At 62.9% G+C, this 14,544-nt stretch carries 17 protein-coding genes; 12 read left to right on the top strand and 5 right to left on the bottom strand.

Annotated features, from left to right (window positions below; all coding sequences use genetic code 11):
• Positions 1 to 29: 29 nt before the first annotated feature.
• Positions 30 to 2,507, bottom strand: a complete 2,478-nt coding sequence (locus AC57B6_RS09950; protein WP_496421158.1) for a heavy metal translocating P-type ATPase — start codon at positions 2,505 to 2,507, stop codon at positions 30 to 32.
• Entirely contained in the window at positions 2,504 to 2,731 is a 228-nt protein-coding gene (locus AC57B6_RS09945) for a heavy-metal-associated domain-containing protein (protein ID WP_496421157.1), read from the bottom strand. Before AC57B6_RS09945 ends, AC57B6_RS09950 begins: the two co-directional genes overlap by 4 nt.
• 459 nt (positions 2,732 to 3,190) lie before the next feature.
• On the opposite strand from AC57B6_RS09945, the gene merT reads away from it, so the two are divergent.
• The 8 genes from merT to bufA1 all read left to right on the top strand — a co-directional run bounded on the left by merT (position 3,191) and on the right by bufA1 (position 9,639).
• Positions 3,191 to 3,541 (top strand): mercuric ion transporter MerT, encoded by a 351-nt coding sequence (gene merT, locus AC57B6_RS09940; protein WP_496421299.1) that lies wholly within the window; start codon positions 3,191 to 3,193, stop codon positions 3,539 to 3,541.
• A 13-nt stretch (positions 3,542 to 3,554) separates the two neighbouring features.
• Positions 3,555 to 3,833, top strand: a complete 279-nt coding sequence (gene merP / locus AC57B6_RS09935; RefSeq protein WP_496421156.1) for a mercury resistance system periplasmic binding protein MerP — start codon at positions 3,555 to 3,557, stop codon at positions 3,831 to 3,833.
• 3 nt (positions 3,834 to 3,836) lie between these two features.
• Entirely contained in the window at positions 3,837 to 4,004 is a 168-nt protein-coding gene (locus AC57B6_RS09930; RefSeq protein ID WP_496421155.1) for a hypothetical protein, read from the top strand.
• 60 nt (positions 4,005 to 4,064) lie between these two features.
• A complete protein-coding gene (merA, locus tag AC57B6_RS09925) occupies positions 4,065 to 5,762 on the top strand; it encodes a mercury(II) reductase (protein WP_496421298.1) in 1,698 nt (565 codons plus the stop codon).
• A gap of 139 nt (positions 5,763 to 5,901) precedes the next feature.
• Positions 5,902 to 6,540, top strand: coding sequence for an organomercurial lyase MerB (merB, locus tag AC57B6_RS09920; RefSeq protein WP_496421154.1), 639 nt, complete (start codon positions 5,902 to 5,904; stop codon positions 6,538 to 6,540).
• A 663-nt stretch (positions 6,541 to 7,203) separates the two neighbouring features.
• On the top strand, positions 7,204 to 7,638 hold the full coding sequence (gene merC / locus AC57B6_RS09915; protein ID WP_496421153.1) for an organomercurial transporter MerC: 435 nt from the start codon (positions 7,204 to 7,206) through the stop codon (positions 7,636 to 7,638).
• 35 nt (positions 7,639 to 7,673) lie between these two features.
• Positions 7,674 to 8,642 (top strand): LysR family transcriptional regulator, encoded by a 969-nt coding sequence (locus tag AC57B6_RS09910; RefSeq protein ID WP_496421152.1) that lies wholly within the window; start codon positions 7,674 to 7,676, stop codon positions 8,640 to 8,642.
• 292 nt (positions 8,643 to 8,934) lie between these two features.
• The gene (bufA1, locus tag AC57B6_RS09905; protein ID WP_496421151.1) at positions 8,935 to 9,639 is read left to right on the top strand and encodes a BufA1 family periplasmic bufferin-type metallophore; all 705 of its coding nucleotides are present in this window, start codon (positions 8,935 to 8,937) and stop codon (positions 9,637 to 9,639) included.
• Positions 9,640 to 9,855: 216 nt separating this feature from the next.
• Here the strand turns inward: bufA1 and merR are convergent, their stop codons facing one another.
• Positions 9,856 to 10,269, bottom strand: a complete 414-nt coding sequence (gene merR, locus AC57B6_RS09900) for a mercury resistance transcriptional regulator MerR (RefSeq protein WP_496421150.1) — start codon at positions 10,267 to 10,269, stop codon at positions 9,856 to 9,858.
• 186 nt (positions 10,270 to 10,455) lie between these two features.
• Here merR and merP (AC57B6_RS09895) point away from each other — a divergent pair, with 186 nt between their 5' ends.
• Both merP (AC57B6_RS09895) and AC57B6_RS09890 read left to right on the top strand, forming a co-directional pair.
• Positions 10,456 to 10,743: a mercury resistance system periplasmic binding protein MerP gene (gene merP, locus AC57B6_RS09895; protein ID WP_496421149.1), complete on the top strand. Its 288-nt coding sequence runs from the start codon at positions 10,456 to 10,458 to the stop codon at positions 10,741 to 10,743.
• Positions 10,740 to 10,964, top strand: coding sequence for a heavy-metal-associated domain-containing protein (locus tag AC57B6_RS09890; RefSeq protein WP_496421148.1), 225 nt, complete (start codon positions 10,740 to 10,742; stop codon positions 10,962 to 10,964). Before merP (AC57B6_RS09895) ends, AC57B6_RS09890 begins: the two co-directional genes overlap by 4 nt.
• A gap of 56 nt (positions 10,965 to 11,020) precedes the next feature.
• Here AC57B6_RS09890 and AC57B6_RS09885 read toward each other — a convergent pair whose 3' ends face one another.
• A complete protein-coding gene (locus tag AC57B6_RS09885; protein ID WP_496421147.1) occupies positions 11,021 to 11,179 on the bottom strand; it encodes a hypothetical protein in 159 nt (52 codons plus the stop codon).
• Positions 11,180 to 11,265: 86 nt separating this feature from the next.
• Here AC57B6_RS09885 and AC57B6_RS09880 point away from each other — a divergent pair, with 86 nt between their 5' ends.
• Positions 11,266 to 11,898, top strand: coding sequence for a hypothetical protein (locus AC57B6_RS09880; RefSeq protein ID WP_496421146.1), 633 nt, complete (start codon positions 11,266 to 11,268; stop codon positions 11,896 to 11,898).
• 3 nt (positions 11,899 to 11,901) lie between these two features.
• Positions 11,902 to 12,927, top strand: coding sequence for a Vgb family protein (locus tag AC57B6_RS09875; protein ID WP_496421145.1), 1,026 nt, complete (start codon positions 11,902 to 11,904; stop codon positions 12,925 to 12,927).
• 1,392 nt (positions 12,928 to 14,319) lie between these two features.
• On the opposite strand, the gene AC57B6_RS09870 is transcribed toward AC57B6_RS09875, so the two are convergent.
• On the bottom strand, positions 14,320 to 14,514 hold the full coding sequence (locus AC57B6_RS09870) for a MerR family transcriptional regulator (RefSeq protein ID WP_496421144.1): 195 nt from the start codon (positions 14,512 to 14,514) through the stop codon (positions 14,320 to 14,322).
• Positions 14,515 to 14,544 lie beyond the last annotated feature (30 nt).

The raw sequence follows: 14,544 nt of genomic DNA, 5'->3' as shown, positions 1-14,544 counted from the left end.
ATTGGTGCGGCACGCGCCGCTTGAAGCTTTCACGCGTGACCGGTCTTCTTCAAGGATGCGACCGCATCGGACGGCGTCTGAGGCGGGTGCCCGACCGCCCGGATCGCTTCGAAGAAATAGTCACCCCGGCCCCAGAGCGAGTTGATAAAGATCGCGGTCACGCTTGCGGCCATCGCGACCATGCCCCATATCGGATAGACCAGTCCCGTGGCGGCCGCGGGAATCCCGATGCCATTGAACAGGAATGCAAGCGAGACGTTTTGCACGATCTTGCGATAGCTGTTGCGACTGACCGCATAGGCCTCAAGTACTGCGCCGAGCCGCTGGTTGAGGATGATCACGTCAGCGGACTCGATCGCGATGTCAGCGCCACTGCCGAAGGCAATGCCGACATCGGCTTGCATCAGTGCCGGTGCGTCGTTGATGCCGTCGCCCACCATCGCCACCCGTGCGCCCTGCTGCAGTTGCCGGACCAGCGCCGCTTTCCCGGCCGGCAGCACCCGCGCATGCACTTCGTCGATACCGGCCGCATGGGCGAAATGGTGTGCCGCCTGCTCGTTGTCACCGGTGATCAGGCTGGTCCGGATGCCAAGCGCGTGCAGACGGCGCACGGTATCGGCCGCGTCGGGCCGCAGCGCATCGCCGAGCGCCAGTAGACCGAGCAGAACGCCGTCGCGCGCAACACCGATCACAGTCAGTCCGCGCGCTTCCAGTTCATTGATGCGTTCGTGTTGGGCCGCGAGATCAACGGCTTCGGCCGCGAGAAACGGTGGGCTGCCGACCATCAGCGTCGTCCTTCCCAGCTGCGCACGGACACCCTGGCCCGTAATGGCCAGGAATCCTTCGACTTCAGGCAGCGCAAGACCGCGTTTAAACGCTTCCTCCACCACCGCTCGCGCGAGCGGGTGCTCAGAAAAGGCCTCTACCGCTGCGGCAAGCGCGAGCAGTTCGTCCTCAGTGCCGGCCGTAGCGACGATCTGCCGCAACGCGGGGCGGCCTTCGGTCAGTGTGCCGGTCTTGTCGAACACCACGCGGTTCACGCGTCGCAGCGCCTGAAACGCCTCGCCGGTGCGCATCAGCACGCCGCGTTCGGCTGCTTCGCCCGCCCCGCGAACGATCGACAGCGGGGCCGAAATCCCCATCGCGCACGGGTAGCCCATCACCAGCACGCTGAGGCCGGCAAACACCGCGCGTTGCAGATCCGGCGCGGCGCCGACAAGAAGGGGGCCGACGAGCCAGAACAGGGCCGCGGCGGCGGCGATGAACAGCACGAGCGGTGTGTACACGCGCAGCACGCGGTCCACCAGATGCAGCAGGCCGGGTTTGAGGGCGCGGGCGTCCTCGACGCTGCGAATCACCTGCCGGAGAAAACTGTCTTCCCCGACCACACTGACGCGCACGAGCAGTGTGCCGTGTCCGTTCAGCGCGCCACTCACGACCCGGTCTCCGCTGCGCTTCTCGACAGGTAGCGGCTCGCCGGTGACGAGCGATTCGTCTACGTCCGATTCACCCGATTCGACCTGGCCGTCAACCGGCACGCGACCGCCCGGGCGGATACGCACCAGGTCGCCGACGCGGACCTGTTCGAGCGGCACCTCCTGTTCCTGACCGTCCCTGACGACATAGGCCACATCAGGCTCAAGGTCCAGCAGCTTCTTGACCGCCTGCGAGCTGCGGGTCTTGACGATCAGCGACAGCCATTCAGAAAAGATGTGATAGCTCAGCACCATCACGGTCACCGCGAAAAACGCCTCCGTCGGATAACCGACCGGATGAAGCGCCAGCCCAATCGCCCCGCCGGCGAGGCCCGCGAAGGCCCCGAATTCCACCAGCACATGCTGGTTGAGGATGCCGCGCCGCAGCGCCATGAAGGCCATTCTCACAATGTGCTGGCCCACCCCGAAGATGAGCGTCAGTGCGAGTGCGCCGGTCAGCCACGGGACGGACGCGCCGAACGTGCCGCGCAGCTTGAAATAATAGATGCCCGCGCCGAACGCTGCGAGCAGGGTCGTGCCGGCCATCGCTCGCTGCAAGCCGTAGCCGCGCAACACGACGAATGCAAACGCGACGAGACTCACGAGAGAAAACACGCAGAGCGCAAACCACGCGCTGTCGACCGGGTAGCCGACCAAGCCCATCGACGCAATGCTGGCCGCCAGGGCGGTCAGGAAGCGGCCGCGCTCGCGCACCAGCGCGCGCTCTTCCTCGTCATATGGACGCAGCTTGCGCGGATCGGACACGGTATAGCCGATATCCTTGAGCGTTTGCAACAGGTCCTCGGCGCGGGCCACGTTCGGGTCGTACTCGATCAGCGCCTGTTCATGCGTCAGGCTGACCGCGACCTTCGCGACGCCGGGCCGCTTGCCCAGCGCCTTTTCGATCGTGCCGGTGCAGAGTGAACAGTGCAGCCCGCCGATGCGCGCGCGGATGCGCCGCCGGCCCGGCAGATTGGAGGGTTCTTCGCTCCAGAACTGCGGCGCCGATTCGATGGATGTTACTGCGGTCATGACGCCACCTCCGTATCGAACCCAAGTTCTTTGAGTCTGTTCTGTATCTGGTCTGAGCCCAGTAGAGTCGGATCAAACGTGACTGCCACACGCTGCGTCTCAGCGTCGGCGGCCACGTTCTGTACTCCTGACAAGTGCTGCGGCGCGAAGTGAATGCGGGATTCACAACCGCTGCAGTGGATTTGTTCGTCACCGGTCACGGTGAAATCGATCTGGTCCATCATAAAGTTCTCCTTGGCCGGTTCGGCATACGGCAGTGCCTTCACGCCGAAACGGCTCGAGCCAGTTCACCTGGTGTTGAATGAGCCCGCTCCCCGAGCGCCTGCGGAAAGCCACCGCAGCCGGGGCTCTCGACTAGATCACGGGCAGATCAAGGTTGGCCTGCACCGCGATGATCATCCTAGACCTTGGAGTGCACTCCAGAGTCAAGGGAAACTTCGTGGTGGCGTGGAAGTGCCGGGGTGCGTTAGAGAAAACGGATTTTTCCTAACCGACGGCAGCGCTTTTCAGGCGGCACGGACTTGCCGAGTGCTTCGCTTCGTCTCCTTGGCGCGCAAATGGCGCGCGCACCGCGGATCAAGATTTGCAAATCACCTCGCATACCGCTTGACTCCGTACTCTACTACGGAGATATCTTGATCATCAGAGTGCAAATTCAAACGGAGAAACGCATGTCTGAACGCATGTCTGAACCCAAAAACGGGCGGGGTGCCCTGGTTGCCGGAGGCCTCGCAGCGATCCTCGCCTCCACCTGTTGCCTGGGCCCCTTGGTGTTGGTGGCGCTAGGTCTCAGCGGCGCCTGGATCGGCAACTTGACCGCGCTGGAACCTTATCGGCCGATTTTTATCGGCGCGGCGCTGGTCGCGTTGTTCTTTGGTTATCGGCGTATTTTCCGTCCGGTACAAGCATGTCGGCCAGGTGAAGTCTGCGCCGTGCCGCAAGTCAGGACAGCCTACAAGGCCATTTTCTGGATAGTGGCCGCTTTAGTTGTCGTCGCGCTCGCGTTTCCGTACGTCCTACCGCTGTTCTACTGAAGAAGGAGAAGTCATGAAGAAGCTTGTTACGGCTGTCGCCCTTGCCGCTGCCTTAGTCGCTCCCGCTTGGGCGGCCACCCAAACGGTCACCTTGCTGGTACCTGGCATGACCTGCGTGGCGTGTCCCATCACGGTCAAGAAGGCGCTGAACGGCGTTAAGGGCGTTAGCAAAACGGAAGTCAATTTTGAGAAGAAGGAAGCCGTCGTGTCCTTCGACGACAAGCAGACCAACATTCAGGCCCTGACCACGGCAACGACCGATGCGGGCTACCCGTCCCAATTGGAACGGTAGCGCATGCCGCCCCAAGCGCTCATTCAGCCGGGACTCACCGGCGCGGCGCTGGCAGCGCGGTGCTGTTTCACGCCCGCGTTCGCCGTGTTACTTGGCGCACTGGGGCTGCTCGTCCTGCTTGTATTTGCCGTGATGGCGCTGTACGACAGGCGCCGACGCCATCGGGAATAAGCGTCCCGGATGACCGCCCCTGTGCTTGCCAACTTAGACAAAGAGATTGAAATGAATGAAATGATTCTTCGCGTGACGGGCATGACCTGCACAAGTTGCGCACAGCACGTCAAGGAAGCGCTGATGGAAGTGCCTGGCGTGAGCCATGCCTCCGTCACTTATCCGCAAGGTGTCGCCCGTGTCGCGGGCCCCCCCGGGGCAATTGACCTGTCGGCGCTGGTAGCCGCCGTGTCGGCGATCGGTTATCGCGCCGCGCACGAAGATCGGTTAGAACCTACCGTGCGTGAAGGTGAACGGCCCGGACTGCTGGGTAAGGCGCTGGACTGGTTGAGTGGCAGCGCCAGAACCGGGGCAGAAGGCACCACGTTGCACGTTGCGGTCATTGGCAGCGGCGGAGCGGCCATGGCGGCCGCACTGAAGGCGGCAGAGAGCGGCGCCCGCGTCACTCTGATCGAACGCGGCACCATTGGCGGTACGTGCGTGAACATCGGCTGTGTGCCATCCAAGATCATGATTCGCGCAGCGCATATTGCCCACCTGCGCCGCGAAAGTCCGTTCGACGCTGGACTGTCTGCCACGGCGCCTGTGGTCATGCGCGACCGGCTGCTCGCGCAGCAGCAAGGTCGCGTGGACGAACTGCGGCACGCCAAATACGAGGGCATCCTGGACGGCAATTCGGCCATCACCTTGGTGCGCGGCACCGCCCGCTTCAAGGACAGTCGCACCCTTATCGTCGACCTGGCAGAAGGCGGTAACCGCGAAGTCGCGTTTGACCGCTGCCTGATCGCCACCGGCGCGAGCGCGGCCGTACCGCCGGTTCCTGGTCTGACGGAGACGCCGTACTGGACCTCGACCGAGGCCTTGGCGAGCGACAGCATTCCGCGGCGGCTCGCCGTGATCGGTTCGTCGGTGGTCGCGCTGGAACTTGCCCAAGCATTTGCCCGGCTGGGCAGTCAGGTCACGATCCTGGCCCGTCACACACTGTTCTACCAAGAGGACCCGGCGATCGGCGAAGCCATTACCGAAGCGTTTCGCGCCGAGGGCATCGAAGTTTTGACGCAGACACAAGCGAGCGCTGTGTCGCACGCCGATGGCGAGTTCGTGCTTGCCACGAACCACGGCGAGCTGCGGGCCGACCAACTGCTCGTGGCCACCGGGCGCTCGCCCAACACCCGTGGCCTGAATCTGGCGCAAGCGGGTGTCAGGTTCGATGAGCGCGGTGCCATCGCGATTGACCCGCGCATGCGCACCAGTAGCCCGGACATTTATGCGGCGGGCGACTGCACCGACCAGCCGCAGTTCGTCTATGTGGCAGCCGCCGCCGGCACCCGCGCGGCGATCAACATGACCGGCGGTGATGCGACGCTCAGTCTCGATGCCATGCCGGCCGTGGTGTTCACCGATCCGCAGGTAGCCACGGTGGGATACACCGAAGCGCAAGCCCACCATGCCGGCATCGAGACCGACAGCCGCACGCTGACGCTGGACAACGTACCGCGCGCGCTGGCCAACTTCGACACGCGAGGTTTCATCAAGCTCGTCGCCGAGGCCGGTTCCGGTCGTTTGCTCGGTGTGCAAGCAGTCACGCCGGAAGCCGGCGAAATCATCCAGACCGCCGTGATCGCGATTCGTGCCCGGATGACCGTCAAGGACCTCGCCGACCAGCTCTTCCCCTACCTCACCATGGTGGAAGGCCTGAAGCTCGCCGCGCAAACCTTCGTGAAGGACGTGAAGCAGCTTTCTTGCTGTGCCGGTTGATCAATCGCGCAAGAATCGAGCAACCCGCAACACTCGTGACTTAGGGTACGGCAAGCTCGCGCGCCGGGCACGCCGGCGCGAGCGTTGCGATCCATGCCCGGTCACCGCTGTGATTAATTCGACGACGTATCGGTGAACTATGAAAGCCACCTCCTACATTACCGCAGTCGCGGAACGCCTTGCACCGACCAATCGGCCCGAAGGTTTTCCGGAGCTTTTTGTGGCACTCCTTCGGGAGCTCGCTATCGGAAGTCCCGTTTCACCGGACGCGCTCGCGGCCGTGCTCGGTTGGCCGGCCAAACGTGTCGCGGCGATACTGGAGCAGGCGCCCAATACCGAGTATGACGACGACGGAAACATCGTCGGCTATGGCCTCACGCTGCGCGAAACCCCGCATGTCCTGGAAGTCGACGGCCAACGTCTCTACACGTGGTGCGCGCTGGACGCCTTGATGTTCCCGGCTTTGCTCGACAAGAGCGCACGCGTCCTCTCGCGCTGCCCGGCAACGGGTGCGCCGGTATCGCTTACGGTTGCGCCGGATGGGCTGCATCAGCTCGACCCGGCAGGCGCGGTTGTGTCACTGGTGCGACCGGACGCGACATCCGATATTCGCGACGCCTTCTGCTGCCACGTTCACTTTTTCGCCAGTGCTGTTGCGGCAGACGGTTGGATCGCGCAGCACGAAGGCGCCGAGGTGGTGAGCGTCGAAAACGCGTTTCGCCTCGGGCAAGAACTCGTTCGACAGTTGTCACCGTCCAGCGAGTCAAAACCGACGTGACTCGATACTCGAATTTGAGCCCGGCGGCGCACGCCGGGCGTCAGCCCCCTGCGCACGTTGCCGGGGAAGCGAAGGTGACGCGAGATGCGTCATCAATGGCGAGCGCCGTTGGCTACTCGGCACCATCCGTTGCACAACGCGAACAAGCGCGCATACGCCATGCTCGACCAGCCGTGGCCACGTTGCGTAGGTCGCGGGCGTGGATTTGTCGGCCACGTCGCGCAGACGGCGACGCACATCGAAGAAGCGGTAACGCTCGGCGCCGTGAGCGTTCGTATGACCGAACACCGGTCGGCGCGGTTGGCGCGGTGCCGTCACTTAGTTTGAAAGTCGTACCGAGTGCTTGACCCCGTACCTTGGTACAGGTCTACACTTGATTTTGGGCGGTCCCCGCGCTTGCTTTTTTTTCGACGCGTCCGGGCGGACCGGTACCGCAGCCGTGACGCTGTCGGTGACAGGCAAGACCTGCGCGGTTGGTCCGGTTACGCCGAGAGCACGCTGTCCGCGAACTCGGGGGCGTCGACCGAACCGGGGTGGATTTCGAAAAGAGGCAAGTCTAGGCGGCATTTGACACGACGACAGGCGTGCAAGCCGTGACCACGGCTACGGAAAACGCCGGTTATCCGCCCCAGCGATAAACATTAACTGTCCACGGAGCATCACATGTCCTTTATTACACGAGTGGCCGACAAGAGCGGTGCGGTGGGTACCATCGTATCGGCGATGGGCTGCGCGATGTGCTTTCCCGCCCTCGCGAGCCTAGGCGCGGCGATCGGCCTCGGCTTTTTGAACCAGTACGAAGGGCTGCTGTTCAATACGCTGCTGCCCCTGTTTGCGGGCATCGCGCTGGTAGCCAATGCGCTCGGCTGGTTGAGCCACCGGCAATGGCATCGCACCGCGCTGGGCATGCTCGGCCCGGCGCTCGTATTGGTTGCCCGCTATCCGCTGTGGCACTTCGGCTGGCATAACGATGTGTTATACACCGGCCTGGCGATCATGCTTGCGGTGTCGGTTTGGGACATCGCGTCCCCGGCAAACCGGGTTTGCGCGACCGGGCCAGCCGGTGCTTCTGGCGCCCGTAACCGTTCGAAATGTTGACCGGACACGGGCGAGTCTGACCTCTCGACGCCATCATGGACCGCTTCGACAGCATGACCGCCTTCGCCAGAGTGGTGGAGTGCGGCACCTTCAGTAGCGCGGCGCGACGCCTGGATGTTGCGCCTGGGGCAGTCACCAGGCGCGTACAGGACCTGGAAACCCACCTGGGGGTCCGGCTGCTCAATCGCACGACTCGTAGGATCAGTCTCACCGAGGTGGGCCAGACGTTTTACGAGCGATGTACGCGCATTCTCGCCGAACTGGCGGACACCGAAAATGCCGCGAGCGCACAGCAGGCGGCCCCGCGCGGGGTGTTGCACGTCAACGCGTCGCCGTCTTTCGGGATGCGACACCTGGCGCCTGCGATAACCCGTTTCACCGCGCGCTATCCAGAGGTTTCGGTCGAACTCACGCTCACCGATCGCGTGGTCGATCTGATCGAGGAGGGGTTCGATCTCGCTGTGCGTGCCGAGTCGCTGCCGGATTCCAGCCTCATCGCCCGCCAGCTTGCCCCTTGCCGCTCGGTGGTGTGTGCCGCGCCGAGCTACCTTGCCGAGCGAGACATACCCCGAATGCCCGCGGAGCTGAGGAACCACAACTGCCTCACGCTCAGCACCTCACTGAACTCCAGTGAATGGGTTTTCATTAGCGCCGACGGTAGCCAGGAGCGGGTTCGCGTGGCCGGGAATCTGCGCGCGAACAGCTCGGGCGCACTGGTTGCCGCGGCAATCGAAGGGCAGGGGATGATTTTGGAGCAGACCTGTACCGTCGGCGAGGATCTGAAGGCGGGCCGTCTAGTTGCCGTGCTGACCGATTACACGCTACCGGAGGCGGCCATTCGCGCGGTCTTCCCCCACACGTTGCGCCTGTCTGCCAAGGTCCGCACATTTGTCGACTTCCTGGTTGCCCGCTTCGGTCACGATCCTGATTGGGACGACTGGCGTCGCGATGTGTCGCAACAGCGCGCGGTCGAAGCAACGTGTGATTGCGGTGCCGGCGATTGAGCCCTGGCCTGTGCCGCCAAGCCGGACACCGGGGCAATCAGATTGGCATGCTGCACGGCAAACGAGACAAAAATTCAGCTATGCGATGTTCTATTGCTAGCTAAAGACCAGTGGTAGCGATGAATATGTCGTGGTTGAACGCGTGTGGCGACGGTTGCAACGGGATCGGCAACAGTTCGCTACGTTCTCGGCGTTGGTCCTCGCGCGCAGGAGCACCGCTGACGGTGACTTGCATGGGCGCGCGGCGACATGATGACCGGGCTGTTCGATATGTGAAGAGGAGGCCAAGACGATGTGGAACCTGTTGAAGCAATTCGGCGGTATGTTCGGTGCCGGTGTGGCTGCGGCGTGCTGTCTGGGAATTCCAGCCGTCCTGGCAGCGATGGGGGCAGTTGGCCTCGGATTTCTGGTACGGGATGCCTATCTGTTCCCGCTCTTCGTTGGCTTCGAGACGGTGAGCCTGTGGCTTCTGTTCCGCTCGGCGCGCGGTCACGCCTTTTTGGCGCCCTTCTGGCTTGGTCTGGCGGGGGCCATCGTTGGCGCGGCAGGACTTTGGCTGCTTGTGACCGGCCTTTATCCGGTGCCCGCCCTCGTCTACGCGGGGTTAGTCGTGCTCGTTGCGAGTAGCGGCTGGGATGTTCTGAGGGGGCGCAAAGCCACGGCATGCGCAATTGAGCCCGCATGCGAGGCACCGCATAGGGTCCAGCAGATCGACCCCGTCAGGCGGATTACCACCGGTGCGGCCCTCAGCGTCACTGCGGCAGCCGCATTGTATGGCATGTACAAATTGGCCGAGGTGTATGCGCCAGCGCCAGCCGCGTCGGCGAGCGCAGGCGGTCAGACTGAGAAATGCTTTGGCGTGGCTCAGGCCGGCAAAAACGATTGCTCGACCGCCAGGCATGCTTGCAACAGTCAAGCCAAGGTCGACTTTGCGCCCGATGATTTCAAGCTCGTCCCCAGCGGAACCTGCTTGAAAATCGGCGGGAAGCTCAGCTAGGGCCCGCACCACACAGCGTGGAACGAGGATGACTTGCAACAACGCAACGGCCACTGCCGCTTCCTCAGTCCAGGCGTCCTGCCGGCGACACTCAATCCGCTGGTTGACGGTATGCGATCGGCTGCCCAATCAAAGAACGCGAGCGCTATACGCGGTGCGGCGGATCTGAACCGCCCTCAGCAAACGCCGAGCCCCCTGGAACATTGCGTACAGCCGCTATTCGTTAGCCACGAGCGCGGCGATGAGCGGACAGTGCTGTTCGTCGGAAGCGGTGTCGCACGCCACTGCGAACTCCGTCAAAGTGGTTTCAATGGCCTGCAGGTCCGCGAGCTTCTGGTGCACCAGCAGCAGCTTCTGCCCGGCGAGCGCTTTAGTCTCTGCGCAATGGGTGCCGTCGGCCAGTTGCAGCAGTGCCGCCACCTCATCCAACGTGAAGCCGAGCCCCTGGGCGCGTTTGATAAAGCGCAGGCGCTGAAGCTCCACGGCCGAATACCGTCGGATGCTGCCGAACTGCCGTTCCGGTACCGTTAATACGCCGATCCGGTGGTAGTAACGCACCGTTTCGACATTCACGCCAACCGCCTGCGCCAGTTGTCCGATCGTGTAGGTCGTTTCATGGTCCACGATCATCGAAATTCCTCCCCGCGTCCTTACCGGACTCCGTTTATAAGCTTAATACATCTTCCAACGTTGCTGGTCGGCGCGCGTTCCACAAAATCATTTTCGGGATCGGCGTCGCGCTCGTCGTTGCGTTGCGATTTTACTTTGTGCCTAAGCTTTTCTATTAACTTTCAGTCTCGGCGAAGGAGTCGCATCATGAAAAAACCGCTCGGCGCGTTGCTTGTCAGCCTTGCCTGTTCCGCACCGGTTTGGGCAGCCAATCAGACCGTCACGCTGGCGGTACCTGGCATGACCTGCTCCGCGTGTCCCATTACGGTCAAGCATGCACTGGGTAAGGTGCCCGGCGTCTCGAAGGTTGACGTCAGTTTCGAGCAAAAGCAGGCAGTGGTGACGTTCGACGACAGCAAAACCAACGTCAACACGCTGGTCAAGGCGACCGCCGACGCCGGTTACCCCTCGCAGCCGACGGGAGCCGCCCAATGAATGAACTACGGCTCGCAGTCAGCGGCATGCAGTGCGTTGATTGCGCAAGCAAGGTTGAGCGTGCGCTCAGGGCGATTGAAGGCGTGCGGCATGTGGCGGCGGACTATATCAAGAGAACGCCTATGTCGAGGCGACGCCTGCGCTTGACAGCCCGCGGCTGCTCGATGCAGTGCGCAACCAGGGTTACGGTGCGCGCCTGCTTGACACCAGCCCACCTATAGCGAGCCCTGCTGCGATAGCGATACACCCTCTGTCGCCCGAAACACCGCGCCCTGCCTTAAGTGCCAGCCTCACGCTTGAGCAGCGGCTCGACGTCGTTGAGGCTAAAAATCCAACCGTTGCGCTCCGATTCGAGCAGCCGCCGCCTGCTCAGATAGAGCCGGGTGGTTACCATGACGTTGACCTCGGCTGCCTTGGCAGGGGCGCCGATGCTCACATGCTCGGGACCATTTCCGATACCGCTTGCGTCCGTACCTGACTACGGAAGTATTTTACGCTTGTTGGACTCCTTGAGAGAAGACTATGCCTCAGTACGTTGGTTTCTATTTGGCACCGCTCGTGTGCGAGGCAGCGCCGCAAATTGGCTGTGGATGCCGGGCGAAGCCTGTCTTGGCGCGCCTGGAGGGTGAGCCTTCGATCGAGCGCGCTTGGTTGCACCGCTGCGGTAATGTGATCGCGATCGAATGGCAGCGCGAACTCGACGTCGGTCAGCAGTTCGATTTGCTGCGCGCCGCCTTCGGGGATGTCGGCGACATGGCTGCCCTTCACCCTGCGCAGTCGTCGGAACTGCTCGCCAACTTTCCGGATCCGCAGAACTGGTACTGCCGCGGGACCGTCGATCAGCTCAGCGAAGAGGAGGCGCACACCATCGCAGCGCGGTTGGTTCTGCGCCTCTCGCGAGAAGGAGTGCCGTTGCCGGACGGGGCCGCGCTGCAGTGCGATCTGGTGTGCGCACTGCGTGACGTCCTAGTGGCAGACGAGGCCATGTCGACCGAAGCCCGTCGAGCCAGACTAAAAACTGCCGCGCAGGACGTGCTCCTGCAACATCTCGGACCGCAAATGCTGCCGCTGCTGGAGGCGGTGTTGACTTCCGCCGCTCTGCTGCCCGAGGGCGCGGATCCAGCCTGCGCCGCCGCGTCTTGCCCGGAAGATTGACCGATGCTCAAACTCAGGCCATTTATAGCCGCGACCGTGCTGGCGTGCTGCGCATGCCGACCGATGCTTGCCGCGGCGGCCGCATGTCCCCCGGACGAAGCGGCCACCTCGTCTGCGGTCAAGATCTCATGGTCCTGGCACGGCTTAACCCTTCCGCGCGCCTATCCCGAAAGCCTCACCGTCGCCCCTGACGGGCAGGTCTGGTTCACGGAAAAGCTGGCCAACCGGATCGGACGCCTCGAGGCCAATGGCAAGGTCACCGAATTCCCGATACCCACGCCCGACAGCCACCCGGTGGGGATCCTTGTGGCCCCCGATAGCAGCGTCTGGTTCACCGAGAACGCCAGCGGGCGCCTCGGCCGGATCGGTGCTGACGGCACGCAGCGCGAATACCGTGTTTCGTCCGCCGACAGTTTTCCCTATGGGATCACCCTCGGCCCGGACAAGGCCATCTGGTTCACGCTCGCGGCCACGAACCAAATCGGGCGCATCGCTTTGGACGGGACCGGCCTGCGGATCTTCGATCTGCCCGCGACCCAGACCCCCTACGGAATCGCGGCCGGCCCAGACGGGCGCCTCTGGTTCACGGGGTTCAACAGCAACTCCATCGGTGCTTTGGCCCTCGACGGCAGGGTTTCGACTTGGACGTTGCCGACCACCGACAGCGCACCTTTCCAGATCGTCGCCGGCACCGGTGACGCGCTGTGGTTCACCGAAGCGGAAGCCAACCGTCTCGGGCGCATCGGGACGGACGGGAAGATCACTGAATTCCCGATCGACGCACCGGGCCAGCCCTATGGTCTGGTGGCCGATGCCGCCGGTGACCTCTGGTTCACCCTCCATATCGGCCGCCGGATCGGACGTCTGGATCCCCATACCGGGACGGTGACGAGTTTCGCGGTGGATCCCGCGACGACGCTGAATGGCATCACCCTTGGGCCGCGCGGAATGTTGTGGGTGGCCGCATCCGGCGCGAATGCGATCGTTCGCCTCATCCCGGCGGTGAAAGACAGCCACCGCCTGCCTTGAGCAGGACACGCTTGACTCCGTCCATGGGTAAGACGGTTGTACCCTGGTTGAGACCGATCGATCAGGACTTCTCGAAGGAACACCTCAAGAGAACAGACTTCAGCGACCCTGGTCGCCAGGTTCTTCGTCCGGCACCACCCGGCCGGCCGCAGCATGTGCGCCGTGCGAAGTCTGCGCTGAGCCGCGGGTGAAAACCATTTGCAAAGTGCTGTTTGGGATCGTCGCGGCGCTGGGGTGTTGCCGCCCCTCACAATCTTGCCTTATCTCGTATCGCTGTTCTACTGACACTCGCGGAGACTTCCTCATGAACAGATTTGCTGCCGTTCTCGCCCCTGAGTCACATGTTCACCGCGCCGGTCTGGGCCGCGATCAAGGCCGCCTCGCTCGCGGTACCGGCATGAACTGCCCGACTTGCCCGATCGCCGTGAAACAGGCGATGAACATCGCTGCTAACGGGCCACTGCGAAACGACCGATGGCTCTCGACTGCTCAACGGCAGCCAATTGGGGTGCTCTCCCAACGTTGCCCATGGTTGGAGCGTGGAACATGAAGGCATGGCTGGCTTCGAAGAAAGACGAGTTCGTCACGGGAGGACTCATCGTTGGGATCGTGCTATTGCTCGTCATCGCTGCGCCCTTTTGTTGCTGATCTGGGCGACGGCGCAGCCATGATTTCAATAGGCCCGACCACAAACTTGCCGGCGTGCGCCCTGCTCAAGACGGCGGCGACGACACGCCATCACTCGTCAGGAACGTCATGATCGAACAGACCCTAAGCGTGACGGTCATGACCTGCACCGATTGCGACCAGGCATATCTAACAAGCGCCCAGGGCGCTGCCGTGCGTCGAGCCGGCACGACCGGAAGTGCAGACACTGCAGGTCGAGCTACGCCACGCGCATGAAGCCGTGTCGACCAAAAACCATGAACTCGTGCAGTCCAATTGCGGCAACGGCAGACACGGTCCAAAGAGAGCAGATCGAAAACGAAATTGGTCAAGCCTGCCGGGTCATCAATGGCTCCAGCATGCAATCGACGAGCGCAAGGGCCGGTGCAAGAGCACTGGGCGCTGCAGGAAACGTGGTCGCGGGAGATGCAGGTAAGCGAGCGTCTGCACCCTCAAAGGCAGCCGTTGACGCACACGACAGGGCCGCAGACGATCCGAATCCAAGCATGCTGCGTGCGTGCGGCAGCTCGCAGGAGGCGCTGACCCGGGTGCAGATGGCAACAATGTCCGAGACTACGAAAACCGCTGAGGTATCGGCGGACCAAGCATTGAACCGCTGTTTTTTACACGAAGCCCTGCCCACCCTCCGATAAGCGGTGCGATTGGGTTAAACCTCGTTTAACCCGCCGCTGGAAAACGCGTGAGGCGGAACATTGGGTACACGCGCTATTCGTCCGCCGCGAGCGCGGCGATGAGTGGACAGTGCTGCTCGTCGGGAGCGGTGTCGCACGCGATCGCAAACGCGGTCAACGCGGTTTCAATGGCCTGCAGGTCCGCGAGTTTCTGGTGCACCAACAGCAGCTTCTGCCGGGCGAGCGTTTTGGTCTCGGCGCAATGGGTGCCGTCGCCCAGTTGCAGCAATACAGCAACCTCTGCCGAACTGTCGTTCCG

This window comes from Paraburkholderia sp. BGA-UO-ETr-F12, from assembly GCF_059567945.1.
This window is presented reverse-complemented; position numbering and strand designations above follow the sequence as displayed.

Bases quoted from the DNA above. Each gene is read 5' to 3' on its own strand.
- AC57B6_RS09890 (WP_496421148.1), top strand. From the start codon at position 10,740: ATGAATGAACTACGGCTCGCAGTCAGCGGCATGCAGTGCGTTGATTGC.
- AC57B6_RS09880 (WP_496421146.1), top strand. From the start codon at position 11,266: ATGCCTCAGTACGTTGGTTTCTATTTGGCACCGCTCGTGTGCGAGGCA.
- AC57B6_RS09950 (WP_496421158.1), bottom strand. From the start codon at position 2,507: ATGACCGCAGTAACATCCATCGAATCGGCGCCGCAGTTCTGGAGCGAA.
- merR (WP_496421150.1), bottom strand. From the start codon at position 10,269: ATGATCGTGGACCATGAAACGACCTACACGATCGGACAACTGGCGCAG.
- AC57B6_RS09875 (WP_496421145.1), top strand. From the start codon at position 11,902: ATGCTCAAACTCAGGCCATTTATAGCCGCGACCGTGCTGGCGTGCTGC.
- merA (WP_496421298.1), top strand. From the start codon at position 4,065: ATGATTCTTCGCGTGACGGGCATGACCTGCACAAGTTGCGCACAGCAC.
- merC (WP_496421153.1), top strand. From the start codon at position 7,204: ATGTCCTTTATTACACGAGTGGCCGACAAGAGCGGTGCGGTGGGTACC.
- AC57B6_RS09930 (WP_496421155.1), top strand. From the start codon at position 3,837: ATGCCGCCCCAAGCGCTCATTCAGCCGGGACTCACCGGCGCGGCGCTG.
- AC57B6_RS09945 (WP_496421157.1), bottom strand. From the start codon at position 2,731: ATGATGGACCAGATCGATTTCACCGTGACCGGTGACGAACAAATCCAC.
- merP (WP_496421156.1), top strand. From the start codon at position 3,555: ATGAAGAAGCTTGTTACGGCTGTCGCCCTTGCCGCTGCCTTAGTCGCT.
- merP (WP_496421149.1), top strand. From the start codon at position 10,456: ATGAAAAAACCGCTCGGCGCGTTGCTTGTCAGCCTTGCCTGTTCCGCA.
- merB (WP_496421154.1), top strand. From the start codon at position 5,902: ATGAAAGCCACCTCCTACATTACCGCAGTCGCGGAACGCCTTGCACCG.
- bufA1 (WP_496421151.1), top strand. From the start codon at position 8,935: ATGTGGAACCTGTTGAAGCAATTCGGCGGTATGTTCGGTGCCGGTGTG.
- AC57B6_RS09910 (WP_496421152.1), top strand. From the start codon at position 7,674: ATGGACCGCTTCGACAGCATGACCGCCTTCGCCAGAGTGGTGGAGTGC.
- merT (WP_496421299.1), top strand. From the start codon at position 3,191: ATGTCTGAACCCAAAAACGGGCGGGGTGCCCTGGTTGCCGGAGGCCTC.